Annotated in this window: 25 protein-coding genes; 17 read left to right on the forward strand and 8 right to left on the reverse strand. The window is 49.0% G+C overall.

The window, feature by feature from the left end; genetic code table 11:
• From B2Q61_RS04170 to B2Q61_RS04190, 5 genes are all read left to right on the forward strand, one after another.
• On the forward strand, nucleotides 1–217 hold a 217-nt coding region (locus B2Q61_RS04170; protein ID WP_290622773.1), incomplete at its 5' end, for an outer membrane beta-barrel protein.
• Between the two features lie 157 nt (nucleotides 218–374).
• The gene (locus tag B2Q61_RS04175) at nucleotides 375–2,330 is read left to right on the forward strand and encodes an alpha-amylase family protein (protein ID WP_290619799.1); all 1,956 of its coding nucleotides are present in this window, start codon (nucleotides 375–377) and stop codon (nucleotides 2,328–2,330) included.
• Nucleotides 2,331–2,332: 2 nt separating this feature from the next.
• Entirely contained in the window at nucleotides 2,333–4,807 is a 2,475-nt protein-coding gene (locus tag B2Q61_RS04180; RefSeq protein WP_290619801.1) for a TIM-barrel domain-containing protein, read from the forward strand.
• A gap of 226 nt (nucleotides 4,808–5,033) precedes the next feature.
• Nucleotides 5,034–5,441, forward strand: coding sequence for a hypothetical protein (locus B2Q61_RS04185; protein WP_290619803.1), 408 nt, complete (start codon nucleotides 5,034–5,036; stop codon nucleotides 5,439–5,441).
• A gap of 464 nt (nucleotides 5,442–5,905) precedes the next feature.
• Complete coding sequence (locus B2Q61_RS04190; RefSeq protein WP_290619805.1) at nucleotides 5,906–6,202, forward strand: hypothetical protein; 297 nt, start codon at nucleotides 5,906–5,908, stop codon at nucleotides 6,200–6,202.
• 302 nt (nucleotides 6,203–6,504) lie between these two features.
• Here B2Q61_RS04190 and B2Q61_RS04195 read toward each other — a convergent pair whose 3' ends face one another.
• The 3 genes from B2Q61_RS04195 to B2Q61_RS04205 are packed head-to-tail and all read right to left on the reverse strand — an operon-like array spanning nucleotide 6,505 to nucleotide 7,366.
• Nucleotides 6,505–6,810 carry a hypothetical protein gene (locus B2Q61_RS04195; RefSeq protein ID WP_290619807.1) on the reverse strand — a complete coding sequence of 102 codons (306 nt, stop codon included), beginning with the start codon at nucleotides 6,808–6,810 and terminating at the stop codon, nucleotides 6,505–6,507.
• On the reverse strand, nucleotides 6,810–7,208 hold the full coding sequence (locus B2Q61_RS04200) for a type II toxin-antitoxin system YafO family toxin (RefSeq protein ID WP_290619809.1): 399 nt from the start codon (nucleotides 7,206–7,208) through the stop codon (nucleotides 6,810–6,812). The genes B2Q61_RS04195 and B2Q61_RS04200 overlap by 1 nt, the downstream gene beginning before the upstream one ends.
• A gap of 11 nt (nucleotides 7,209–7,219) precedes the next feature.
• Nucleotides 7,220–7,366, reverse strand: coding sequence for a hypothetical protein (locus tag B2Q61_RS04205; RefSeq protein WP_290619811.1), 147 nt, complete (start codon nucleotides 7,364–7,366; stop codon nucleotides 7,220–7,222).
• A gap of 331 nt (nucleotides 7,367–7,697) precedes the next feature.
• On the opposite strand from B2Q61_RS04205, the gene B2Q61_RS04210 reads away from it, so the two are divergent.
• The 3 genes from B2Q61_RS04210 (at nucleotide 7,698) to B2Q61_RS04220 (ending at nucleotide 9,166) form a co-directional block, all read left to right on the forward strand.
• On the forward strand, nucleotides 7,698–8,504 hold the full coding sequence (locus B2Q61_RS04210) for a trypsin-like serine protease (RefSeq protein WP_290619813.1): 807 nt from the start codon (nucleotides 7,698–7,700) through the stop codon (nucleotides 8,502–8,504).
• 92 nt (nucleotides 8,505–8,596) lie between these two features.
• Nucleotides 8,597–8,866, forward strand: coding sequence for a type II toxin-antitoxin system Phd/YefM family antitoxin (locus tag B2Q61_RS04215; protein ID WP_290619815.1), 270 nt, complete (start codon nucleotides 8,597–8,599; stop codon nucleotides 8,864–8,866).
• Complete coding sequence (locus tag B2Q61_RS04220) at nucleotides 8,867–9,166, forward strand: type II toxin-antitoxin system RelE/ParE family toxin (RefSeq protein ID WP_290619817.1); 300 nt, start codon at nucleotides 8,867–8,869, stop codon at nucleotides 9,164–9,166.
• 484 nt (nucleotides 9,167–9,650) lie between these two features.
• Here B2Q61_RS04220 and B2Q61_RS04225 read toward each other — a convergent pair whose 3' ends face one another.
• Nucleotides 9,651–10,025 (reverse strand): hypothetical protein, encoded by a 375-nt coding sequence (locus B2Q61_RS04225; protein WP_290619819.1) that lies wholly within the window; start codon nucleotides 10,023–10,025, stop codon nucleotides 9,651–9,653.
• 364 nt (nucleotides 10,026–10,389) lie between these two features.
• On the opposite strand from B2Q61_RS04225, the gene B2Q61_RS04230 reads away from it, so the two are divergent.
• Complete coding sequence (locus tag B2Q61_RS04230) at nucleotides 10,390–11,616, forward strand: threonine/serine ThrE exporter family protein (RefSeq protein WP_290619821.1); 1,227 nt, start codon at nucleotides 10,390–10,392, stop codon at nucleotides 11,614–11,616.
• A 9-nt stretch (nucleotides 11,617–11,625) separates the two neighbouring features.
• Here the strand turns inward: B2Q61_RS04230 and B2Q61_RS04235 are convergent, their stop codons facing one another.
• Both B2Q61_RS04235 and B2Q61_RS04240 read right to left on the reverse strand, forming a co-directional pair.
• Entirely contained in the window at nucleotides 11,626–12,951 is a 1,326-nt protein-coding gene (locus tag B2Q61_RS04235; RefSeq protein WP_290619823.1) for a PQQ-dependent sugar dehydrogenase, read from the reverse strand.
• Nucleotides 12,948–13,376 (reverse strand): DUF2231 domain-containing protein, encoded by a 429-nt coding sequence (locus tag B2Q61_RS04240; RefSeq protein ID WP_290619825.1) that lies wholly within the window; start codon nucleotides 13,374–13,376, stop codon nucleotides 12,948–12,950. The genes B2Q61_RS04235 and B2Q61_RS04240 overlap by 4 nt, the downstream gene beginning before the upstream one ends.
• A gap of 231 nt (nucleotides 13,377–13,607) precedes the next feature.
• On the opposite strand from B2Q61_RS04240, the gene B2Q61_RS04245 reads away from it, so the two are divergent.
• The 3 genes from B2Q61_RS04245 to B2Q61_RS04255 all read left to right on the forward strand — a co-directional run bounded on the left by B2Q61_RS04245 (nucleotide 13,608) and on the right by B2Q61_RS04255 (nucleotide 14,590).
• On the forward strand, nucleotides 13,608–13,898 hold the full coding sequence (locus tag B2Q61_RS04245) for a hypothetical protein (RefSeq protein WP_290619827.1): 291 nt from the start codon (nucleotides 13,608–13,610) through the stop codon (nucleotides 13,896–13,898).
• A 77-nt stretch (nucleotides 13,899–13,975) separates the two neighbouring features.
• Nucleotides 13,976–14,347: a VOC family protein gene (locus B2Q61_RS04250; RefSeq protein ID WP_290619829.1), complete on the forward strand. Its 372-nt coding sequence runs from the start codon at nucleotides 13,976–13,978 to the stop codon at nucleotides 14,345–14,347.
• A gap of 24 nt (nucleotides 14,348–14,371) precedes the next feature.
• The gene (locus B2Q61_RS04255) at nucleotides 14,372–14,590 is read left to right on the forward strand and encodes a hypothetical protein (RefSeq protein ID WP_290619831.1); all 219 of its coding nucleotides are present in this window, start codon (nucleotides 14,372–14,374) and stop codon (nucleotides 14,588–14,590) included.
• 29 nt (nucleotides 14,591–14,619) lie between these two features.
• Here B2Q61_RS04255 and B2Q61_RS04260 read toward each other — a convergent pair whose 3' ends face one another.
• Nucleotides 14,620–16,086: an MFS transporter gene (locus B2Q61_RS04260; protein ID WP_290619833.1), complete on the reverse strand. Its 1,467-nt coding sequence runs from the start codon at nucleotides 16,084–16,086 to the stop codon at nucleotides 14,620–14,622.
• A 238-nt stretch (nucleotides 16,087–16,324) separates the two neighbouring features.
• Between B2Q61_RS04260 and B2Q61_RS04265 the strand changes: the two genes are divergently transcribed.
• Nucleotides 16,325–18,034, forward strand: coding sequence for an alpha-amylase family glycosyl hydrolase (locus B2Q61_RS04265; protein WP_290619835.1), 1,710 nt, complete (start codon nucleotides 16,325–16,327; stop codon nucleotides 18,032–18,034).
• 133 nt (nucleotides 18,035–18,167) lie between these two features.
• On the opposite strand, the gene B2Q61_RS04270 is transcribed toward B2Q61_RS04265, so the two are convergent.
• On the reverse strand, nucleotides 18,168–19,193 hold the full coding sequence (locus B2Q61_RS04270; RefSeq protein WP_290619837.1) for a LacI family DNA-binding transcriptional regulator: 1,026 nt from the start codon (nucleotides 19,191–19,193) through the stop codon (nucleotides 18,168–18,170).
• A 253-nt stretch (nucleotides 19,194–19,446) separates the two neighbouring features.
• On the opposite strand from B2Q61_RS04270, the gene B2Q61_RS04275 reads away from it, so the two are divergent.
• From B2Q61_RS04275 to B2Q61_RS04290, 4 genes are read left to right on the forward strand one after another with little or no spacing between them, the layout of a single operon-like run.
• Nucleotides 19,447–20,310, forward strand: coding sequence for a MipA/OmpV family protein (locus tag B2Q61_RS04275; protein ID WP_290619839.1), 864 nt, complete (start codon nucleotides 19,447–19,449; stop codon nucleotides 20,308–20,310).
• Nucleotides 20,310–20,702, forward strand: coding sequence for a DUF3019 domain-containing protein (locus tag B2Q61_RS04280; protein WP_290619841.1), 393 nt, complete (start codon nucleotides 20,310–20,312; stop codon nucleotides 20,700–20,702). The genes B2Q61_RS04275 and B2Q61_RS04280 overlap by 1 nt, the downstream gene beginning before the upstream one ends.
• Nucleotides 20,702–21,391, forward strand: coding sequence for a response regulator (locus B2Q61_RS04285; protein ID WP_290619844.1), 690 nt, complete (start codon nucleotides 20,702–20,704; stop codon nucleotides 21,389–21,391). The genes B2Q61_RS04280 and B2Q61_RS04285 overlap by 1 nt, the downstream gene beginning before the upstream one ends.
• A gap of 2 nt (nucleotides 21,392–21,393) precedes the next feature.
• Complete coding sequence (locus B2Q61_RS04290; protein WP_290619846.1) at nucleotides 21,394–22,608, forward strand: ATP-binding protein; 1,215 nt, start codon at nucleotides 21,394–21,396, stop codon at nucleotides 22,606–22,608.
• Nucleotides 22,609–22,662 lie beyond the last annotated feature (54 nt).

The following is a 22,662-nucleotide window of genomic DNA, read 5'->3' on the forward strand; positions in this document are numbered from 1 at the left end:
AGTGCAAGGTGGTGTATTCAGTTGGTGGAGCAATAGCAGCAGCCAGCGCAACAACACCACCATTAACTCCAGTACGTCTGATACCGATCTTTACTGGGGCGCCGCGGCAGGTTATGCAGTCAGTGAGCCTGTGACGGTGCAGCTACAATACACTCGCTACAACTTAAGCGGCAGTAAAGCGAATAGTGTCATGTTGGGGTTTAGCTATATGTTCTAATGTAGTAGAAGTAATTAACAACAATAAGGTACCTTTAGGTGCCTTTTTTTATTGTTCTTGCCCCATGCTTTGCATACGTATGCACCAAAAAAAGGCAGCTATTAACCGCTATTCTGCGGTAACTTACTGGGTTAACACAGTGGCAGGGTAAACCGAAATGACGACGCACGCTAAAACCAAAACGAATCCTTTTCGTTCACGCATTAATCTTTTGCTGGCCGCGGTTACCGCGCTCACTCTGGCGGGCTGTGGCCAGCCGCCAGCTGACCAGGCTGCCACGGCAAAACCTGCCACCGATGTTAAAACTGAACCGACGCCAGAGGTTATTGCGCACCAGGGCAAGCCAGTAGTTTATCAGGTGTTTACCCGCTTGTTTGGCAATATTAATACCAGCAATCAACCCTGGGGTACTCTGGAACAAAATGGTGTTGGCAAGTTTAATGACTTTACCGATGAAGCATTAGCGGGCATTAAAGCGCTGGGTACCAGCCATATTTGGTATACCGGCGTGCCACACCATGCGGTAATTAATGATTACACCGCTTATGGCATCAGCCTGGATGACCCGGATGTGGTAAAAGGCCGGGCCGGTTCACCCTACGCGGTAAAAGACTATTACAGTGTTAATCCGGATTTAGCAGAAGACCCGGCTAACCGGCTGGCGGAATTTAAAGCGCTGGTCGAGCGCACTCATCAGCACGGTATGCAGGTACTGATAGATATTGTGCCGAACCATGTCGCCCGCGATTACCAGTCACTGGCTAAACCCGCTGGGGTAAGTGATTTTGGCGCTAACGATGACAACAGTGTTGAATACCAGCGCGATAATAACTTTTACTATGTACCGGGTAAGGCATTTCAGGTGCCAGCCTGGCCTGACAGCTATAACGTGTTAGGCGGCGAGCCGCATCCGCTGGCCGATGGCCTGTTTAGCGAAAACCCGGCAAAGTGGACCGGCAATGGCGCCCGGGCAGCGCAGCCGGCCTTTGATGACTGGTACGAGACGGTAAAAATTAACTACGGCGTGCGGCCCGACGGCAGTGACGACTTTGACCGGCTGCCGGCAGATTATGCCGATAAAGACTGGCAGGCCCATTATCAGTTCTGGCAGGGTAAAGAAGTACCGGATTCCTGGCTGAAATTTCGTGATATCACCTTGTACTGGCTTAATTTCGGGGTAGATGGCTTTCGGTACGATATGGCCGAGATGGTGCCGGTAGAGTTCTGGAGCTATTTAAACTCGCATATTAAGCAGCTTAACCCGGATGCATTTCTGCTGGCTGAGGTATATCAGCCTGATTTGTATCGTGATTACATCAAGCTGGGGTTAATGGACTACCTGTACGACAAAGTGGAGTTTTACGACAGCTTAAAGCTGGTGATGCAGGGTAAAGGGCCAACGTCAGCCCTGGTAGCGACCCAGCAACGGATGGCCGATATTGAGCAACATATGCTGCATTTTCTGGAAAACCATGACGAGCAACGCATTGCCAGCCCCGAATTTGCCGGTGATGCCCGCAAAGGTATGCCAGCGATGGTGGTGTCGGCATTGATCAGCACCTCGCCTACTATGTTGTACTTTGGTCAGGATGTTGGTGAGCCGGGTGCCGAAGATGCTGGCTTTGGTAAGCCCAGCCGCACCAGCATTTTTGATTATATTGGCGTGCCGCATCATCAGCGCTGGATGAATGGCGGTAAATTTGATGGCGGAGCGCTTAGTGCCGATGAAGCGGCGCTGCGTGATTTTTATGTCCGGTTAATGCAGTTCAGCGCTACTGCGCCGGCATTAATGGGCGATTACTTTGAGCTGCACAGTGCGAATCTGGCAAGCACCAGTGCCTACAGCGAGCAACAACTGGCGTTTGCCCGCTACAGTGATGCCCAGCAGTTAATTGTGGTCAGTAATTTTAACGCCGAACAAGCCAGTGAGTTTGAACTGATACTGCCCTCGGAGCTGATAAGGGAGTGGCAATTAGCCGACGGTAGCCATGGTCTGGCTGGCCAGCTAGGCGAAAGTGCAGCAGAGCTGCAGGTTACAAATGGTGTTGGGCGGGTTACTATTGCCCTGCAGCCGCTGGGCTCAGTGGTGTATCGCGTGCAGTATCAGGAGTAATCATGCGCTATTTCATTACATTCCGCCGCTTGCTGGCGGCGCTGGCTTTATTTACTGTAACAGGGCTGGCGGCGGCTGACTATCAGTCGCACCGTCAGCTTGGTAATCAGTTATTGTTAACCACCAGCGATGGCGAGCTGGCCATTACCTTTTTTCAGCCGCAGGTGGCTGAAGTGCATTATCAGAGCGCCGGGGTAAAACAATTGCCCTCTTTCGCCATAGGCACTTCACCGGCACCTTTAACGTTAACGCTGGCCGATAATGGCGATCACTTGCTGTATCGTTCGGCCGATATGCGGATAAAAATTGCCAAATCACCGCTTAAATTAAGCTTTTATAAAGGCGAGCAGCTGATCACCGAAGAGCAACCAGGCTTTGTCAGCAGCAGTGAACAACTGGGTTTTAAATTCCGCTTAACCGAGCAGGAAAAGCTGTTTGGCGCCGGCCAGCGGGTGCTGGGTATGGACCGGCGTGGTCACCGCCTGCCGCTATACAACAAAGCACACTACGGTTACAGCACTGAGTCAGAGCAAATGTATTTCAGCCTGGCCGGGGTGATGTCGAGCAATAAATATATGTTGTTGTTCGATAACTCGGCCAGCGGTCATATCGATTTGGGTAAAACTGACGCTGAGATTCTGGAATTCAGTGCCGTCGGTGGCCGCAGCGCCTATATCGTGGTGGCCGGCGACAGTTTCCCCGAGCTTATCAACAACTACCTGACAGTAAGCGGCAAGCCGCCTTTACCCGCGCGTTGGACATTAGGCAGCTATGCCTCACGTTTTGGTTATCGTAATGAGGCAGAAGCACGGGCCGTAGTGCAAAAATACCGGGAGCTGGGTCTGCCACTGGATGCAATAGTGCTCGATTTATACTGGTTTGGCCCGGATATCAAAGGCCATATGGGTAACCTGGCCTGGGATCGTGAGGCTTTTCCACAGCCAGAAAAAATGCTGGCCGATTTTAAAGCCGATGGCGTTAATACCATATTGGTGACGGAGCCCTTTGTATTAACCAGCTCAAAACGCTGGCAGCAAGCCGTTGCCGCCGACGTGCTGGCTAAAGCGCCGGACGGCAGCCCCAAGACCTTTGATTTTTACTTTGGCAATACCGGCTTAATTGACGTATTTAACCCGGTCGCCGCCGACTGGTTCTGGCAGATTTATAAAGATCTGGCCGAGCAGGGCGTGGCCGGGGTATGGGGCGATTTAGGCGAGCCGGAAGTGCACCCGTCTGACACCATTCATATGCCGGGAAGTGCTGATGAAATTCACAACGCCTATGGCCATCGCTGGGCCGAGCTGGTGTATCGCGGCTATAAGCGTAACTTTGCCGATACCCGGCCCTTTATTATGATGCGGGCCGGCAGCCTCGGTTCGCAGCGCTATGGCATGGTACCCTGGACCGGCGATGTGGATCGTAGCTGGGGCGGCCTGCAACCGCAGGTAGAATTAGCACTGCAAATGAGCCTGTTTGGCTTTGGTTATATTCATTCTGACTTAGGCGGCTTTGCCGGCGGCGAAACCTTCGACCCCGAGCTTTATATCCGCTGGTTACAATACGGCGTGTTTCAGCCGGTATACCGGCCACACGCTCAGGAGCATATCGCGCCAGAGCCGGTATTTCACAGCCAGCAGGTTATCGACACCCTGCGGCCCTACCTGAACCTGCGTTATCAATTATTGCCGTACTTATACACCATGGCCTGGCAGCACAGCCAGACCGGTATGCCACTAATGCGGCCGCTGTTTTTCCTCGATGAAACCAACACCGATTTTATGGACGAAACTAACAGCTATCTGTGGGGCGATGCCTTTTTAGTGGCACCGGTAACCAAGCCCGGCGTACGCAGCTGGCCGGTAAATATGCCGGAGGGTGTCTGGTTCGACTTTTTCAGCGATAAGCGTTATCAGGGCGGTGAGCTGACAGAGGTGCCAGTAAGCATCGATACCATACCGGTGTTGGTAAAGGCCGGCAGTTTTGTGCCAATGGTTGAGCCAATGGCCAGTACCAAAAACTACAGCTCACAAAAGCTTACCGTACACTATTATGCCGATAGCTCTGTCAGTTGCAGCAAAGGCCAGATGTATGAAGACGATGGCAGCAGCACCAATAGCATTGAAAATGGTAACTATGAGTTATTAAACTTCTATGCGCTGGATTCTACTGCTGAAAACGCTTCAGCTCATGGCGGTGACAGCGACGAAAACGGCCTGAAGCTGGAATTTAGCCGCAGTGCTGCTGAGAATGGTGGCGATTACAGCGGCAAACCCGAGAGCCGCGAGCTTACGGTTGTGCTGCACAACCAAAGCGCCAAAGCCGGCCGGATAACAGTAAATGGCCAGTTTATCGCCATCGTCGCCCAACCCCAGCGCTTCGCCCGCCAGCAAAATGTGGCGTACTACGATAAAGCCAGTAAACAGTTAAAAATTAAAACCCACTGGCAAGGCGAGAAACTGCAACTGCAGGTGCGCTAAGCCACGAACAACTTCCTTTCATAAATTAGCTATGCCAAACAACAACCTGAGTATTTAGGGTTGTTGTTTGGGCAGTTGCTTCGCTGTAGCTTCCATCCGCCACACCACTCAAACTTCATACCCGCCATATTCAGCATACTCTTAAATATGTAGTTGATTTAGAGAAAAATGTTGGCTAATTTAGCAAAGTGTAAAGTGCAGCTTAACTCACGCAACAGGTAACTACATGAGCAAATATATATTTCTGGCGTTTTTATCAATTTCATTTGGCATTAATGCTGTTGAAATAGAACCATTTCCCCAGGCGAGAATAACAGTTGAGCAGTGGCAGAAGTACTTTGGTAAAGTAAGCAACGAATTTGGCGATACAAAAAAAATTTATGAAGAGCAGAATTTGGTTGTTTTTTCAAACGATCAACTGCGTGCAAATATTGCTTTTACCACAGAAAATCATGCTGCGCATCCTGCCTGGGTGACCCGGTATGTCACTCAAAACAACGACTCCGTTAATATTGCCCAGATAGGTTACTTTGCAGGTGAAGAAGCCCCATTCGCCAAGCTGTTTAACGAGTACGCAAAACTAAACGACAGAGTTAAAGAGAGGTTGAAGCTTGAAAATAGCTCGGTTAAATAGTGGACTGAATAAGTAACTTAATTTCGTTCTGGCCATTGAAAGCTTGGCTTGTCTACAATGCGCTGCAACAGTCCACCAGCAATGTTTTGTTAGCAAATGGAAGCCTGCGTTCAATGAATAAGTATAAGTTTAGGTTAATTGGCATATTAGTGATTCTGTTTATCATAACGGTGGTTCACATAACGTCCTCAAATAATTTTGATGCCTCAAATTTTTACCATCTTAAAAACTGGACATATTGGCTTGGAATGGGCTGGGGTATTTTTGCTATTGTCTATGTTGTTAAGTTGTCCTGTCCTAATTGTGGCGCAAGGCAGGTGTTGCGTGGACTGAGTGTTTTCTCGTTGCGTTGTCCCCAGGATCAATGTCATAAATGTGGGGCCAGAATTGAATAATACATTTAACAAATTAAACCATCGTAAAACCGCACACTGGCTAAAGTGTGATTTAGCAAAGGTCATTCAATGAAATATCAGGTAGTGCTCCGCGGTGAGAATTTTCAACTGATGTCGGAAGGAAAAGTTAAAAATCTTGGCTTCTTCACTACCAGGTGGGTAAAGGCTGAGTCTGTTGAAGATGCTGAGCAGCAGGCTGTCGCTTTGATAAAGCGAGATGATTTCCTTATAGCAATGATGGTAGATCAGCCTACTTTGCAACCGATGATTTATCTGGAAGAAATAGCCGTAGCGAAGTGGTGGAAGCGTGTAGGCGGTAAGGGGTATTCATTTTGGGAAATGGAGCCAGATGCAGTTGCTAAATAAGAGAAAAGGGGTCAGAAAAGGGGGCGGAGCTAATATCCAGCTTGCAAGGCATCATGCTCTGAAAAGTGCTAGCTTTATTACTGTTAAAAAAGCAACAACCCTCTTAATTGCAAACAAGGAACGAAAGCCATGATTGCCCACCCTGTTCCTAAAGTTCCCTTTACCAAGGCCTATCCAATGTAGGTGCAAAAAGCGGGGCGGAAAAACCGAATTAAGGACGAAGCTGACCAGATTATTAGCTGGATAACCGCTGAATTAAAGCGACACATTGCCCTGCAACATGCCCTTACTATAAGCGTAAATTATTCAATTTCGACAAACTCATCCGGTTTAAAGTTATCTTTACTGGATTCATGCTGTGCTTTAAACGCAGTATCTGCTTTTTGATCTGATGCGGGCCAGTTGATATCTATGGTTTTTAGAAAATCATCAAATGCTATCCAGCCTACAACCTGAATGGAGTTGTCTACCTGCCACTGCTCACCATCCCAGGCGATTACGTCATAAACTCCAAAGCCTGTTGGATAGCGCTGTGCAGTAAAATACATGCCTTGCTGAGCAGGTTGCTTATCTTCAATCCAGTTAATCGCAAGTTTGGTTTTTTGCATTACATTTTATTCCTGAAATCTTCCGCTGTGCGAATAAGCCAGCGCATATAACTATCTTCCTGGACGGCAGCATGCGCACCAGATGGGATAAAGTCTATCAGATAATAAGTATTGATGCTGGTCGCTCCTTCGGTGTAAATAAGAGCAGCGTCACTGGTATTGCCGGCGCCAAACCTTACTACCTTAACCCTGTCCAGAATATGAACATGGCGTAAACCGGCATTTTCTGCATAGGGGCGTGGCTCATGATAAGGTACATCTTTGCCAAAATAATTTACCCGGTCACCTTCTTTGTAGCGCTTAAAATCCTGAATTAGCAGGTCAAGATCCTGGTTGTGCTTCCGTTCGTTATTCAACACATCACGCACAAAGACACGCACTTTTTTCGGAGTAATCACTGAGTAATTTCCTATTTAACTTCAACAAAAACTGGCACGTCGCTATCTGGAACCTGCTTAACACGCTCAAAGCTGTCTTTTACTCTCTTCTCGGACACCGGGTTAGGAATAAATTGGCGGGCTGGGCCTGGCTTTTGTTTTACGGGTTTAGTGGTCATAAACACTTTCCTGTCGTATAAATAATCGAATAATATACTTATATTAAACAATAAATAAACAATTTGTTTTCCGAGAGCTGATTTATGTCCGGAATTGCACCCACCGTTAAGTAAACCGTTGCTGCTATTGGAGGTTGCTTGACATAAGCCTGAATCCGTTTTCATTTCTGCTTTTATGACAACTCAAAAATATGTAGTTGATTTGGTGAAAAATGTTGGCTAGTTTAGCGGAATGTGAAATCAGGGTAGAACGGAAAATCGGACAACACCCTTGAAAAACTCCGGTTGCTGGCTGCCCTGGCCTTAAAAGTGACTACCAAAGGAAACATAAGTGCCTCGAATTTTGTTTTTCACCCTGCTTGTCGTGTCTTTCAGCGCGAGCGCAATTGTTATTCGTCACGATATTGATGATTTAGAGTATCGGGTACAGGCTACTGAGTTTCCTGCTCTGGCCGACATGCCTGGTGAGGGGCATGGCGTATTAATCGCGCCGCAGTGGGTTATTACCGCCGCTCATGCGATTAGTTGGCAATCTGAAATCAAACAGATAACGGTTGGTGGTATACCCAGAGCTGTTGAACGCATCGAGATCCATTCCGGCTACAAAGCCCCGCCACAACAGCTACTACAGCAAGCGCTGGCTACCTGGGATTGGACGCTTTTCAGGGCTCTGCTTGCATCGTCAGATGACATCGCCCTGCTGAAATTGGCACAGCCCATTACTGATATCCCGCCTGTGGCTATCTACAATAGCAACAACCAGTTCGGCCAAACCGTTAAAGTGATAGGCAAAGGCGCTACAGGTAATGGTATAGACGGTTATGAATTCAGCAGCTCTCACCGTACAGAACTACGTCGAGCTTACAACACAGTCAGCAGTGCCGATGGTCGCTGGTTTTGCTATGTGTTCGACAACCCAGCGGATGCTTTGCCTGTTGAAGGCGGATCAGGTAGTGGCGACAGCGGCGGGCCAGTTCTGATTAAAGCTGAGCAGGAGTGGTTGCTGGCTGGGCTCACTTCATGGAGTGATTTACAAAGCACTGACAGAACTCCCGGGCGGTATGGTCAAGTCAGTTGCAATGTTCGGCTGAGCCATTATCAATACTGGATCGCAAGTGTTATCTCGGCGCAGCCGTAGTGGCTCAGAGTGTTGCGAATGGACAACTTGGTTGTTGACGGTACCTTTAAACAGGTGCTATTAATGGCCCTGTTAAAGGCTGAGGTGGCAAAATGCAAACCAAATTTTCTGAGGATGTTATTCCTCTGTCTGATCTGAAAGTCAATCCTGGCAAGGTAGTGGGGCGTGCCAATGAAACCCATCGGCCGATTCTGTTAACGAGTCGGGGGCGCGGTGTTGCCGTAGTGCAAGGTCTTGACGATTACGAAAAAACAGCTGAAGAGCTTCTTTTTGTTAAGGCTGTAGCTAAAGGGTTGGCTGATATTCGTGAAGGCGATACAGTCACGCTGGATGAGGCGAAGAAGATACTTGGCGTGGGGTAAGTGAAGCTTGTTGTAGCGCGGTCAGCGCTAAATGATTTGCTGGATATTAAGGCTTCCTATACTAAGCAGGGCGTTCCGGAAATTGGCCAGCGGTTTGTCAGCGCTATTTTGGAAAAGGCGCAAAAGCTGATAGCTTACCCTGACTCGGGCAGGAAAGTGCCTGAGTTTTATCAAGAGCAAATTCGCGAGCTTATCTACCCGCCGTTCCGCATTGTTTACCTGCGACATGCTTCGGAAGTCAGTTTGGTTCGGGTTTGGTGCAGTGAAAGAATACGGTTGCTTCCTGAAGCTGACATATAACACGCCCTAGTACTTGTTGGCAGATCAAAAGGATCAGTGTCATTCAGATCAAAAGGGTCAGTGTCATTGATTCTGATGAAACGCTACCGATTTTCTATCTCCGCCTCTACCTCTAGGCTCTGGCGGTAGTAGGGTTTTAGCGACAATCTGCGCTTTAAAATGTTTATCTCCCATTATACAGGCGGTATTGCTAGCATGCCGTATGATAGAAATATCATGCTTGGTCATTAAGTAGTGAAAAAGCGCCTGGTAAACATTTTGTCGCTCTGCCACTGTTTTGCCAAGGTTAAGATGTAGCGAGTGATACGTTAGTAGTTGTATCGGTTTTATCCTTGAAATGCCGGATAAAACAAACTGATTAATTGCAGAATATCCATGAATCTACATGTTCCAATTTTAGGCTAAACGGGATAAAAAAAGGCCTGGTATGTGCCAGGCCTTACTCTATTTAGAACTGAAGAGAATAGGAAGAGCTGAAGGTCGCTTACATATCAAACCAGCCGTCATCGCCGGCGTTATCCCATTCATCATTATCCAGATAACCACTGTCATCTTCATCGTAGTAGTCAAACAGCGAGATGTTAAGTTCATCGTAAGTCAGGTAGTTATCGCCGTCGGCATCCCAGCTGGCGAAATCATCGGCGTCAAATACCGAAATGCCCAGCTCTTCTTCATCTAATAAGCTGTCATTGTTGGTATCCCGGTTGGTATAGACATCGTAATCAAATACATAACGCTGATATTCAGGTTCAGACAACATGCCATCGCGGTTGGTGTCGGCGGTTTCAAAGGTATTCGCAGCGAACGCCATGCCACTTGTCAGTAACAGCGCGGTGAATAAAGATGTGTGCTTAATCATTACTGCCTCCTTATGTAAGGTTGAACATTAATGTTGCTAAAGAACAGCAGTAGTTTTGCAAAGATAGTGCCAGGCTTTTTTCAGCTATCGTATTGTTCTTAATAAATTTTAAAAATGCGCCGGTTCAACAATTACGGGAACAGTGCAACATCTTCAGACTGCCGGGTAAATTCTACATCCGCTAAGCTGGTAGCTGTGGCACTAACAGAGGACTGACGTGCTTTGTTTAATTGCGATCATAATAACGGGCTGATATTGGTTTTTATCGACTCTTTTTTGTTAAGACTGGCATCGATATGTTGTTAGGTTACAATGCGTGTATCAGCTATTTTTCAAGCCCGACATCAACTGCAGGAAGCCGCTTTTGTACACAGATGATTTTAATCATAAACGAAAATTTATTGTTAAGCTGGGCAAGATGCTGCATAAATACGGCACCCCTGCGTACCGGCTGGAAGCCCACCTTACCGAACTGACCACCCACCTTGCGCTGAAGGGCTCGTTTATTATCTCGCCTACCTCGATGACCTTTGTGTTATGGACTGAAGGCCATGAGCAGGAATATACCCATGCCTCCAGAGTAAACCCGGGTGACTTGGATTTAGGGGCGTTGTCGCGAACTGATGAGCTGGTCGATCAGGTTCTGCAGGGGCAAGTCAGTATTCATGAAGCCGATGCGTTGCTCGATGCCATTGATAACCGGCCCAGCTCCTACAATAAGTTAGCTACTGCAGTGGCGATGATGGCATCAGGTGGCGCCTTTGCCATGCTAATGGCCACCAGCTGGAATGATGTATTGTGGTCAGCGGTATTATCATTACTGGTGTATCTGTTCGTGCTGTGGGCGCAGCGCTCTAAAAGAGTGGCCAACATGCTGGAGCCGCTGGTGGCTATGGCGGCGGCCATTGGTGCCTGTGCTATCAGCAGTTATATCGACCCGGGTATTAACATCCGGCTGACGGTGTTATCAGCGATTATTTCGTTTATACCCGGTTTGGCGCTAACCATTGGTTTTGCCGAATTAGCGGCGCGCCATCTGGTATCGGGTAATGCCCGCATTATGGATGCGCTGATGATGCTGTTTAAGCTGTATTTCGGTGCCTTTCTGGGTATCGCTATTGGTTTTACCCTGTTTGGTATGGTCGATTTCATTAAACCTGAGCCGATATCCCGTCATTTTGCCTGGCTGGCAGTGGGTATTCTGGTCAGCTCGCTGATCGTGCTGTTCAGAAGCCGTGGTAAATACACCCTGTGGTCATTGGCGGCCGGCTTTATTGCTTATGGCGTCAGTATTACCGGTGCCAGCCTGGTCGACTACACCATGGGCGCTTTTTTGGGGGCTTTTGCGGTGGGTATTTACAGTAACCTGTTTACCCGCCTGGCCAAGGCGCCGGCGGTTATTGTGGCGATGCACGGTTTAATTGTGCTGGTGCCAGGTAGTAAAACCTATATAGGCTTAAATTCCTTGATCTCCGGCCAGGATTTTGTGGTATCAGACCGGGTAGGTCAGCAAACCTTTATGATTTTAATGGCATTAGTCGGCGGCCTTATTTTCGCCAATGTGGCACTGCCGCCGAAAAAGAGTTTGTAACCGCCACGATTAGTTCGGGGTTTCTGTGGCCACATTTGGAGTGACCCGCCAGATAGTGTTAGACAAGTCGTCTGCTACTATCAGCGCGCCAGCCGGATCTACTGTCACCCCGACCGGCCGCCCCCGGGTTTTGCCATCCTGGCCCAGAAAGCCTGTGATAAAATCAACCGGTGGTCCGGCAGGCCGGCCGTTTCGGAACGGCACAAAAACCACTTTATAGCCGACTGGCTTTTCCCGGTTCCAACTGCCATGCTCGCCGATGAAAACGCCCTCTGCAAACTCCTCTCCCATTGCTGCCGTGGAAAAATCAAGGCCAAGCGCCGCTACATGGGCCCCCAGCGCATAGTCTGGTTCAATTGCCGAGGCTACTTTCTTCGGATTTTGGGGCCGGACCCTGTTATCGACATGTTGACCCCAGTAGCTATAAGGCCAGCCATAAAATGCGCCTTCCTTAACCTGGGTCAGATAATCCGGAACCAGATTCGGGCCAATTTCATCCCGCTCATTTACCACTGTCCAGAGCAGGCCAGTTTCCGGCTGAATCGTTAAGGCAGTGGGATTACGCAAGCCGGTAGCATAGGGTCGATGGGCGCCGGTGGTTGCATCTATCTGCCAGATCATAGCCCGGTTTTCTTCGGCCATCATACCGCGCTCAGTGATGTTGCTGTTAGAGCCAATGCCAACATATAAATAGCGGCCATCAGCACTGGCAGTCAGCGCTTTGGTCCAGTGATGGTTGATCAGTGACGGCAGCTTGGTAACCATAGTTGGCGGCGCTGACGCTTCTGTCTGGCCCAGCTGATAGTCAAAACGTACCACCGCGTCCTGATTAGCCACATAAAGGGTGTTATCAACCAGTGCCAGACCATAAGGCGCGTTTAGATCTTTAGCGAATACCGTGCGCAACTCATAGTCACCGTCACCATCGGCATCGCGTAGTAAGGTTAATCTGTCGCCACTTTCAACCTTGGTAGTGCCCTGAGATTTTATAAAGCCTGCAATAACGTCTTTTGGCTGTAGCGCCGGCGCATTACCGCCCTTACCTTCGGCCACTAAAATATCACCATTGGGTAGCAGCAGCATCTGCCTTGGTACTTTCAAATCTGTGGCAATAGCAGAAATAGCGTAGCCTGCGGGCACTGTGGGCTGCTTATCACCCCATGCAGCAGGCTCTGCGATAGTCATATCCGGCAGCAGTGCACGCCGCGGCTCTGGCAAGGTTGGGTTTGCGCCATATCGCTCATTACCCTGCACATCGTCATCACTACAGCCAAGCAGCAGTCCACTCAGAACGAGAGTTATCAATATATATGAACATAGGACATTGTATTTCACTTTTCACCTCCGATCCCAAACCTGCTAAAACCGAGCCAGATTGATACGCAGCTAAGCAAAACGACAATGACCGAGAGAATGATCGCCGTTGGCATAATCGCCCACACATCTTTAGCATGAATCAATGAATTGAAAAAACCGAGTAGCCAGGTTGCCAACAGCAGCACTGTATAAGCAACATGGAGTTTGCTTCTATGGCTGATCCGGATAAGGTTAACAATGGACCAAAGCAGAACAAAGCTGCCGCACAGTAAACCACCAGCGTGGAGCCAGGACGCAAAGTTGGTCCATTGGATCTGATAGCTGGAAGCATATGCCAGGTCACTCAGTAGCCCACTTAGAAATAAGATGAAAGTGCCCGCTAACAGCACCCCATGCACAGGGTGAAGCACGGGACGAAATGCATGATTGTTGATAACAGTCACAATTTCTCTCCTTACTTTTTATTTACAACTTAGTGTAGCACCAAGCGAAGGAAGCGTATTTCTAACAAAATATATTTTTGAGCAGTGGTAGAATTTATGTTTGTCGTCGTCGTAAAAAATTGTGAGCACAGTACTGTCGAAAGAATGGCTAACCAGCAGTTAGTTTTATTGCCTGTACGATTAATTTTGGTGGTATAGTTTCGCCAGATCTCATTTCCGCAAGGCAGCAATATGAACCTGGATAAAGCAAAAAAACGTATCGCAAAACAGATAAGCAAAGGATTTTCAGGTTATCCGCATATTACCTTAGCGTATTTTGGTGTCACTGCTGATTGTGCTACTGAAGTGGAGGTCGGCTTTATTGCTGAGGCGGGCGCTGCGCCGCAGCAGCAGCGCTTTGTCAGTGAGCAGGATGTCCGCGAAGATGAGTCTATTCAATCGGTGTTAATCAGAATTATCGACCGGGCAGAGGCTAAAACCGTTAGCGAAGTACCTGGTGTTGCCATCCTGGACCAGCGGTAAATTGTTAAATGATCCGATGGCTGGCAGAAGCCAGCAACCAGGGCTAAACTGGCTGGAAAACCACAAAGGATACGGTTATGGAGTTAGGTGCATTTTCGGTTAGTTTGGCGGTAAAAGATATTGCCACCTCAAAAGCCTTTTATGAAAAACTGGGCTTTAGCGCTATGGGTGGCGATCAAAATCAGGGCTGGCTTATTTTGAAAAATGGCAGCACTGTTATCGGTTTATTCCAGGGCATGTTCGACAAAAACATCCTTACTTTTAATCCGGGCTGGGATCAGAATGCTCACAATATGGCTGACTTTACCGATGTCCGCGATATTCAACAGCAATTGCAGGCACAGGGCCTTACCTTACTGCAAAGCGCCGATACCGAAACCACCGGGCCGGCTCATATTGTGCTGGAAGACCCCGACGGTAACCAGATTATGCTGGATCAGCATCGCTGAACTCAGCTGTGAATATGAGGCGTTATGAAAACAAAATTTTTTTTAATCGTACTGGCTGTAGCTGTATTTATTGTTTCTGGCTGCAGCAATAGAGCGGTATACCAAAACCTGCAACTTAATAAAAAGCAGGAATGCAGACGCTTGCCGGTGACAGAATATGACGATTGTATGCGTGACATGGAGCAGAGTTATGAAGAATACGAGCGACAACGCAAGCAGGTTATAGAAAATAAGGCACCTTAAGGTGCCTTATTTTTATTAAATGATAAGTATCAGGTTGTTGCTGTTCCGTCCTGCTCTTTCACCAGCCATACTGATAAGGCTCCGAGTACCATAGCACCGCCGGCCAGCATAACGATATATACCGCTTCATTCTGAAACAGCGAGCCCAGAATCCAGCCGGCAACTAAGCCAGCCACGATTTGTGGTGCGGCAATAGTGAAGTTAAAAATCCCCATATAGACCCCGGTTTTTTCAGGCGGCAACGCGCCAGCCAGAATAGCATAGGGCATGGCCAGGATAGCGGCCCAGGCAATACCAACGCCTAACATTGGGATCATCAGCCCCAGCGCGCCTTTGGGAATGTCTACCTGAGTAATTAACAGGTTAACGTGGGTAAGGGTCGGGTCAGTAAACAGCACAAAACTTAAGTACCCTAAGCCACCGGCCAGAAGGGAAAATGAGTAAACAAACTTGCGGCCAAACAGGTTGGCTAATTTTGCCATTACCAGCGAGAACAACACCGCAAACAACGAGTAACCGGCATATAAAATACCGACCCAGTCACCGGCTGCGCCTTTAGCTATAGCAATACCGGCTGGTACGCCACCCATTTCGGCAATATAGGCACCGTTGTACCATTCGGTACCGACGCCCCAGGCATTTTGGGCAATGGCCGCCGGGAAATACGTCCACATAATAAACAGGGCAAACCATGAGAAAAACTGGACTACTGCCAGTTGCTTCATGATTTTTGGCATACTTTTCATGGTTTGCCAGAAATCGCTGAGCTTTTCAGCTAAGGAACGCGACTTACGCACCTCTTCAGCCAGTGTCTGCGCTGCAGAATCCAACCCCTTGTACGCATAATACTGCTCTGGTGGGTATTCTTTAGTGCGAAATACCGTCCACAATACGCTGCCAAGCATAACGGTGGCACCAATATAAAATGCCCACACCACTGACGGCGCCACTTCTCCGGCCTGTGACGCATTATCCAGACCGACAACGTTAGTTAGCACAAATGGCAGAATAGAGCCAAATACTGCACCAATGTTGATCAGGAGGGTTTGCACAGAATAGCCAAGGTTGCGCTGCTCTGGCGGCACCATATCGGATACCAGCGAGCGAAACGGCTGAAAGGTGACATTAAAGGCCGCGTCTTTAATGGCAAAAATAACTAAACCAAACAGCATCGGTGGAATAAAAGCCACCACCATAGAAGCATTGGGCAGCAGCATCATGGCCCCGGCGGCAATTACAGCACCACCGAGCATAAAGGGTAGCCGGCGGCCCATTTTATTCCAGGTGCGGTCAGAAGCCGCGCCCACTATAGGTTGCACCAGCAGGCCCATGATCGGTGCAGCTAACCAGAACAACGACAGCGATGAGAGGTCTGCGCCTAAATCTGACAGGATCCGGCTGACATTACCATTTTGCAGTGCAAAGCCGATTTGCACGCCGAGAAAGCCGAAACTGAGGTTCCAGATCTGCCAGAAAGAGAGCTTAGGTTGTTTCATTTCACGTCCCCGGAGGTTGTTATTATCATTATGTGTAATATGAGTCAGCTTAAACTACACGAAAGCAGCTGATTTGCGCAAAAGAGTGCATACGTATTCATGTTGTTGTTGCACTGTTTTGGCGCTATTACCAAGCAACAGCACACTGTAGCAGGTATAGCCGGCACTTTTTGCTACGCTATGATGCAACCGCCAACCGGACAATAGCCAACAGGTTATTAAAAAAAATGAGGATGTAATGAAAGCCTTTACCTTAAGTACGCTGGCCCTGGCAATACTGTTAAGCGGTTGCCAGCCAAAGCAACCTGATAGCAGCAGTGCCCCGCAGCGGGTCGCAGCAACAGCGCAGCAACAAGTCGCCAGCACGCCGTGGTGGCACGACGCGGTTTTCTATCAAATATGGCCGCGCAGCTTTAATGACACTGATGCAGATGGCCACGGCGATTTTAACGGTATGACCGCTAAACTGGCGTATTTGCAGGAGCTTGGCATAAACGCGCTGTGGTTAACGCCAATGTTTGAAGCGCCGTCTTATCATGGCTACGATTTTACTGAGTTTTATCAGGTTGAGAGCGACTATGGCAGCATGGCCGAATTTGAAGCCTTTATCCAGGCTGCAGATGCTAGAGGCATGAAAGTGATCCTGGATTTGGTGATCAACCATATTTCCAGCGAGCATGAATGGTTTGTCCGTTCTGCTGCCGGGGAAGCACCCTATAAAGACTATTTTATCTGGCGGGATGAAATGCCCGCAGCTGGCAGCGGCTGGGGCCATGCCTGGAGTGACAATGATAAGCCCGATGCGGTATGGCACTGGAATGAAAGCCGCCAGCAATATTATTACGCGGCGTTTGGCGCCAGTCAGCCAGATGTTAATTTACGCCACCCTGATGTGGTAGCCGAAATGGAAAAAATGGCCAAATTTTGGCTGGATAAAGGCGTGGCGGGTTTTCGGTTAGATGCGGTGCGTTTTGCCATGGAAGGTGGGCCGGACGCGCAGGCCGATACCGCAGAAACCATTTCTTACTGGCAAAGCTTTAATCAGTATGTAAAAAGCGTTAACCCGCACGCCTATTTAGTCGGTGAAGCCTGGGTTGATATTCCGGTTGCGGCCCGCTATTTCGGCGAAGGCAACGGGCTGGACCAGGGCTTTGACTTTGAAGTGGGCTATAAAATTCTTGGCTTGCTACAACAGGACACGGCTGCTGAGGCGCAATTTGGCACTATGCAGTCAAATCAGCAGCAGGTAGCGGATGCCTCAGTACTGAGTCAGAACGTGCAACAACGGGCAGACTCATTGGCGCCGCTACACTTTTTTGCACCGTTTTTAACCAACCATGATCAGGAGCGGGTGGCCTACCAGTTAACACAGCACGACGGCAAAGCGAAACTGGCTGCAGCCATGTTGTTCAGCTCGCCGGGTACGCCTTACATTTATTATGGTGAAGAAATTGGTTTAACCCAGGACCGCAGTGGCCATGATGTGTTTAAACGGGCCCCAATGCTGTGGGATAACAGCAAACAGGCGGGCTTTACCCAAAGTGACAATAGCTGGGTAGAGCAGCTGGAATTGTTTGGCGAAGGCTTTCCTAACTGGTGGCCAGATTTTCTGGCGCAGCAGCTTAGCGCCGCCGATCGCAGTGTCGCTGCCCAGCAAGCGCAGCCCAATTCAATCTGGCAGCTGTATAAGTTTTTAATTGCCCAGAAAAAACAGCGGCCCGAACTGGCTACCGACGGCAGTTATGACGTCAGCCAGCTGGAGAATGGCGTAGTGCAGATAACCCGGCAGCTGAACGGCAGTAAAACACTTTTTGTGCTGAATTTAACCGACAAGCCGGCAGATATCAGTGCCATTAACCGCACTGGCCTGAGAGCCAGCTGGGCGTTTGATAGTGATGGCGACAGCCTGATGGCTTATGGTCTGCTGGTGCTGCAAAGCCCAGAGTGAACCCGAGGCGAATAAACCAGCAGCTGAGCTGAAAATAAAAACCGCTGGGGTTGTGCTCTGGCGGTTTTTTAAACTGTATTTGCGGCGTTAAGTGACAAAAGCCGGTACTAATTGATAATCGGGAGGCACTTGATCAGCGAGTACCACAGGATTGGCGGATAATAAGTTTTGGTTGGATATGGGTACTGACAATGGCTTGGTTATTAATCAGCCGCAGCACGTTGTCGACCAGCATTTCACCAGCCAGTGAAGTATCCTGCTGAATGGTACTAAGCGCCGGAGTGGCAAATGAGGCCACCGGAATATCATCAAAGCCCATTACCGCCATATCACGCGGGATGTGATGACCCAACTGGTGCAAAGCACGCATCACGCCAATGGCAATGGTGTCGCTGGCACAAAATACCGCATCTATTGGCTTGCCGTGTTGCATAATTTGCCGGATGGCGTGGTCGCCGGCATTTTCAGTAGAAATCGCATCACATTGCATGATATCGGCCGGTTTAATGCCTGTTGCCTGCAGCGCATCTGTAAACCCCTGATAGCGTTCAAAAAACTCTGGGCTATGTGCGGAGGCATTACCGATAAAGGCAAAATTTTTATAGCCGTTAGCCAGCAGGTGTTCGCCAGCCAGTCTGCCACCTTCCCGGTTATTGCTGCGAATCGTAAATTCCGGATGGCCATTCACCTCTGCCCCCCAACAGACAAAATGGGTTTCCTGCGCCAATAATTTTTCCAGTTTTTCTTCGTAATCAACGTAATCGCCATATCCCAGCAAGATAATGCCATCGGCCTTATTACTGTCTTCGTAATCGGCGTGCCAGTCATTACTCAGTTGCTGAAAAGACACCAGCAAGTCCTGGCCCCGTTTAGCGCAAGCCCGGGTAATACTGCCCAGCATGGATAAAAAGAACGGGTTTATCAACGACTCGTCAGAGGTGGGATCTTCAAACAACAATAAGGCCAGGGTACTGCTGCGTTGTTTGCGCAAATTGCTGGCGTTTTTATCAACTTTATAATTAAGCTGTTTCGCTATGGCATGCACCCGCTCACGGGTTTCTTTATTTACTTGCGGGCTGTCACGTAGTGCCCGGGACACCGTAGATTGAGATACCCCGGCCAGATAGGCAATATCAAAGGATGTCGCTTTGTCTTTCATCTTGTGCTCTGCTTATCCAGCGGTACAGCCCTGCAGCGAACTGCAGCAATCTGATCAGCGCATTATCGTTATAGTCAGCTCATCATAGATGGATTTGTTAGCAGATTCAATTTCGACGTTGGTATCTGTTTTTAGCGGGCTCTGTGTGACAATTAAGGTAAATTTGTGAAACTATGTTATTTCTGTTTCGGTGCAGGCGTGGCGCTTGCTAAACTACCCTGTCACCATTATCAGGTAAGCTTTTGTGTTCAGAATGTTGTTAAAAATAATGTTATTAATCAGCCTGTTGTTAAGCTGCGGCGGAGCTGGGGCTGACACGCCTTCCTGTCGGGGTAATGACTGTGTTGAAGAGCAAAAGTTTTATTTAAGCTTGGCGCTGGGCTATGGCCAGCGCAGTAATCCGCTACATGGCGGCAAAAAGCTTGATTTAGTGGTATTACCTGAAATTTTTTACTACGGCAAATACTGGTTTTTCGACAATGGCCGGCTTGGCAGCAGTATTACCCTGAACGAGCATACGCAGCTAAGTATTATCGGTCAGCTGAACCAGGAAAAAGGTTACTTTCAGCAATGGTTTAGCGGTAATGTACTCCAGTTTGAAGCCAGCACTGCCATGATGCCTCAGTTTAGTGCAACCTTTGAACGTCAGGCTCCTTCTGAAATTGCAGTCAATCAGGTATCAAAAAGACCTACCGCATTCGATGTTGGGCTGCAGTTAGACACGGTCCGGCATGACATTTCATGGCACCTTGCTTACTGGACCGACGCCAGCCAGCAACATCATGGTCAGTATGCCACAGCCGGTGCGCGGCGGGGCTGGCGAAACGCTTATGGTAACTGGCAGTTAGCAGCCAATCTGCATTGGAAAAGTGCCCGTCTGATAGACACCTATTACGGTTTAACGGCATTAGAGGTACCGCCAGGTCAGGAATATCAGGGGCGGGATAGCTGGCAGGCGGAACTTCGGTTAAACTGGAACAAACCATTAACAGAGCGACTTAGTCTGGTGGCATTTCTTCGTTATTTACAGTTGGACAGCGCCATGACTGACAGCGCACTGGTGCGCTCAGATCATGTTACAACCTGGTTTGGTGGCGTGAGTTACCGGTTTTTCTGATGTGGTGGCCCCGTTGGTTTCTCACCTTACTGCTTGGCGTATCGTTATACAGTCAGGCTGAGGTTGCCGGAGCAGATTGTGCTGAGCCGTTGTGCTGGCAAGTAAGCCCGGTAGTATGTATTGCTGACAAGCTGGAACAAGGCTGCGCCGCAGAGTTGCGGGTGATTTGGTTTAGTAATACGCCCCGTACGGTGTGTTTATATTTGGCCGAGCAGGCGGAACGCTGTTGGCAGGAAGCCACCAGCGGCCACTGGCAGCAACAGGTTAACTGGCAAACTGGCTGGCTAAGCTTACGCCAGCAACAGCAGGTGTTGCTTAGTACCGAATTGCAGGTATTAAGCCGGCAACCCACAAAGCGTCGCCGTATCTCAGGCGCATGGAGTATTTTTTAATGGCCAAGATCCTGTTAGTGGAAGATGATGCCCGGTTGGCCGGGTTGGTGCAAAGCTTTCTGGTGCAACATGGTTTTACCGTGCAGCAGCAAAGCCGGGGCGATCTGGTAGCAGAACAATGTAAACAATTTCAACCTGATTTAATTGTACTGGATTTAATGTTGCCCGGTTTGGATGGGTTTGGCGTATGCCGGCAAATAAGGCCCTGGTACAAAGGCCCGGTGCTAATGCTTACCGCCAGACAAAGCGATATTGATCAGGTGTTAGGGCTGGAACTGGGAGCGGATGATTATGTGATAAAGCCCGTAGAACCCAGAGTATTGCTGGCCCGGATTAATGCGTTACTGCGGCGCACTCAGGTTAGCCCGCAAGCCGAGCAGCAGGAGTTGGCATTTGGCCGCTTAATGTTAAAGCAGCGCTCTCGGGAAGCCTGGTTTGACAGTAAGCTGGTAGAGCTTACCAGCTATGAGTTTGATTTATTATGGATGCTGGCGCGCAACGCCGGTCAAACCGTTAAACGGGAAGCCATTCATCAGCAGATTATCGGCCGTGAATATGATGGTCTGGATCGCACGGTGGATGTGCGTGTGTCGCATTTGCGCCGTAAACTGGGCGATAATGCCGAAGTACCGTTCCGCATTAAAACCGTCTGGGGTAAAGGTTATTTGTTTGTAGCTGACGCCTGGTAACTATGCATCGTTTGTTTCTGCACTTTTACTTGTTTTTGTTTCTGGTATTAATTGGCCTGGGCTGGGCGGTTGATCAGCTATGGCAATATGCCCAGGGTGACCAGCCACCGGCCCTGGTCGATACGTTGGCCGAGCAAATGGCACTGGTGATGCGGTTACCTGAAGCGCAGTGGCCCAGTCATCTGGGATTGCCTTATCAGGCGGTAGCGCTGGATAGTGTCAGTTGGCAGCCTGCAGAGTGGCAATTATTGCAGCAAAACCATTTATTGCCGTTGTTTCAGGATAACAGTGTGTATTTTTATGGCCTGCGCGACGAGCAGTTGTGGCTGGTGGGACCGCTGCAATTAAATGAGCGCTCGGGTTTTGACTGGTTCAGCATTCTGTTTTTCAGCTTGCTGGCCGTTGCCGTGGCATTATGGCTATGGCCGGTAGCGCGGGATATCCGTTTTTTGCAGCAAGGCCTGCACCGTTTTGGCAAAGGGCAACCCGCTGAATTGCAGTTACCGGCCCGGTCATTTATCGCACCTATTGCCGATAGTTTTCAGCAAATGAGCCAGCAAATTATCTCGTTGCTGGAGCTGCAACGGGAAATGACCCATGCTGTGTCACATGAATTGCGTACACCCATCGCCCGGCTGAAATTTGCACTGGAAATCGCAGAGCAGCTGCCGGATAACGACAAAAACCTGATGCTGCAGGATGTCAGGGAGCTGCAGCAATTGGTTGACGAAATGCTGGATTACGCCAGACTGCAAAGCCATCAACTGAATCTGAAAAAACAACAAGTAGATTTAACCGAGTTGATTCATAATGTAGCTGAAAAACTGGCACCATTGCCAGGAGCAACCATTGAGTTGCAACTGCCAGCAACCGCACTATTTTACTGCGACGCGCACTATCTGGAGCGGGCGATCCAGAATTTACTGGTTAATGCCAAGCGGTATGCCAAAAACAAAATTGTGGTTGATGTCAAAGCCCGGCAGGGCCAGTTGCGGATCAGCGTTAATGATGACGGTCCTGGCATTGCTTTTGAGCGGCGGGCGGAAGTACTGAAACCCTTTCATCGCCTGGAGCAAAGCCGTAACCGTGAAGAAGGCGGTTTTGGTTTGGGACTGGCCATTGTGCAGCGTATTGTACAATGGCATCAGGGCAAGCTGATCATTGGCGACAGCCCACTGGGCGGTGCCAGCTTACAACTACTGCTGCCGGTAAATTAACAATGTCAGCGCTACATCTCTGTCGCTAACGTAGATGCGGCGATAATATTCACC

Source organism: Arsukibacterium sp. UBA5043 (genome assembly GCA_002415085.1).
GTDB lineage: Bacteria > Pseudomonadota > Gammaproteobacteria > Enterobacterales > Alteromonadaceae > Alishewanella.

What these genes read in the sequence shown, in the direction of transcription:
- B2Q61_RS04175 (WP_290619799.1), top strand. Translation starts at nt 375, where the DNA reads ATGACGACGCACGCTAAAACCAAAACGAATCCTTTTCGTTCACGCATT.
- B2Q61_RS04180 (WP_290619801.1), top strand. Translation starts at nt 2,333, where the DNA reads ATGCGCTATTTCATTACATTCCGCCGCTTGCTGGCGGCGCTGGCTTTA.
- B2Q61_RS04185 (WP_290619803.1), top strand. Translation starts at nt 5,034, where the DNA reads ATGAGCAAATATATATTTCTGGCGTTTTTATCAATTTCATTTGGCATT.
- B2Q61_RS04190 (WP_290619805.1), top strand. Translation starts at nt 5,906, where the DNA reads ATGAAATATCAGGTAGTGCTCCGCGGTGAGAATTTTCAACTGATGTCG.
- B2Q61_RS04195 (WP_290619807.1), bottom strand. Translation starts at nt 6,810, where the DNA reads ATGCAAAAAACCAAACTTGCGATTAACTGGATTGAAGATAAGCAACCT.
- B2Q61_RS04205 (WP_290619811.1), bottom strand. Translation starts at nt 7,366, where the DNA reads ATGACCACTAAACCCGTAAAACAAAAGCCAGGCCCAGCCCGCCAATTT.
- B2Q61_RS04215 (WP_290619815.1), top strand. Translation starts at nt 8,597, where the DNA reads ATGCAAACCAAATTTTCTGAGGATGTTATTCCTCTGTCTGATCTGAAA.
- B2Q61_RS04225 (WP_290619819.1), bottom strand. Translation starts at nt 10,025, where the DNA reads ATGATTAAGCACACATCTTTATTCACCGCGCTGTTACTGACAAGTGGC.
- B2Q61_RS04245 (WP_290619827.1), top strand. Translation starts at nt 13,608, where the DNA reads ATGAACCTGGATAAAGCAAAAAAACGTATCGCAAAACAGATAAGCAAA.
- B2Q61_RS04250 (WP_290619829.1), top strand. Translation starts at nt 13,976, where the DNA reads ATGGAGTTAGGTGCATTTTCGGTTAGTTTGGCGGTAAAAGATATTGCC.
- B2Q61_RS04255 (WP_290619831.1), top strand. Translation starts at nt 14,372, where the DNA reads ATGAAAACAAAATTTTTTTTAATCGTACTGGCTGTAGCTGTATTTATT.
- B2Q61_RS04260 (WP_290619833.1), bottom strand. Translation starts at nt 16,086, where the DNA reads ATGAAACAACCTAAGCTCTCTTTCTGGCAGATCTGGAACCTCAGTTTC.
- B2Q61_RS04265 (WP_290619835.1), top strand. Translation starts at nt 16,325, where the DNA reads ATGAAAGCCTTTACCTTAAGTACGCTGGCCCTGGCAATACTGTTAAGC.
- B2Q61_RS04270 (WP_290619837.1), bottom strand. Translation starts at nt 19,193, where the DNA reads ATGAAAGACAAAGCGACATCCTTTGATATTGCCTATCTGGCCGGGGTA.
- B2Q61_RS04275 (WP_290619839.1), top strand. Translation starts at nt 19,447, where the DNA reads ATGTTGTTAAAAATAATGTTATTAATCAGCCTGTTGTTAAGCTGCGGC.
- B2Q61_RS04280 (WP_290619841.1), top strand. Translation starts at nt 20,310, where the DNA reads ATGTGGTGGCCCCGTTGGTTTCTCACCTTACTGCTTGGCGTATCGTTA.
- B2Q61_RS04285 (WP_290619844.1), top strand. Translation starts at nt 20,702, where the DNA reads ATGGCCAAGATCCTGTTAGTGGAAGATGATGCCCGGTTGGCCGGGTTG.
- B2Q61_RS04290 (WP_290619846.1), top strand. Translation starts at nt 21,394, where the DNA reads ATGCATCGTTTGTTTCTGCACTTTTACTTGTTTTTGTTTCTGGTATTA.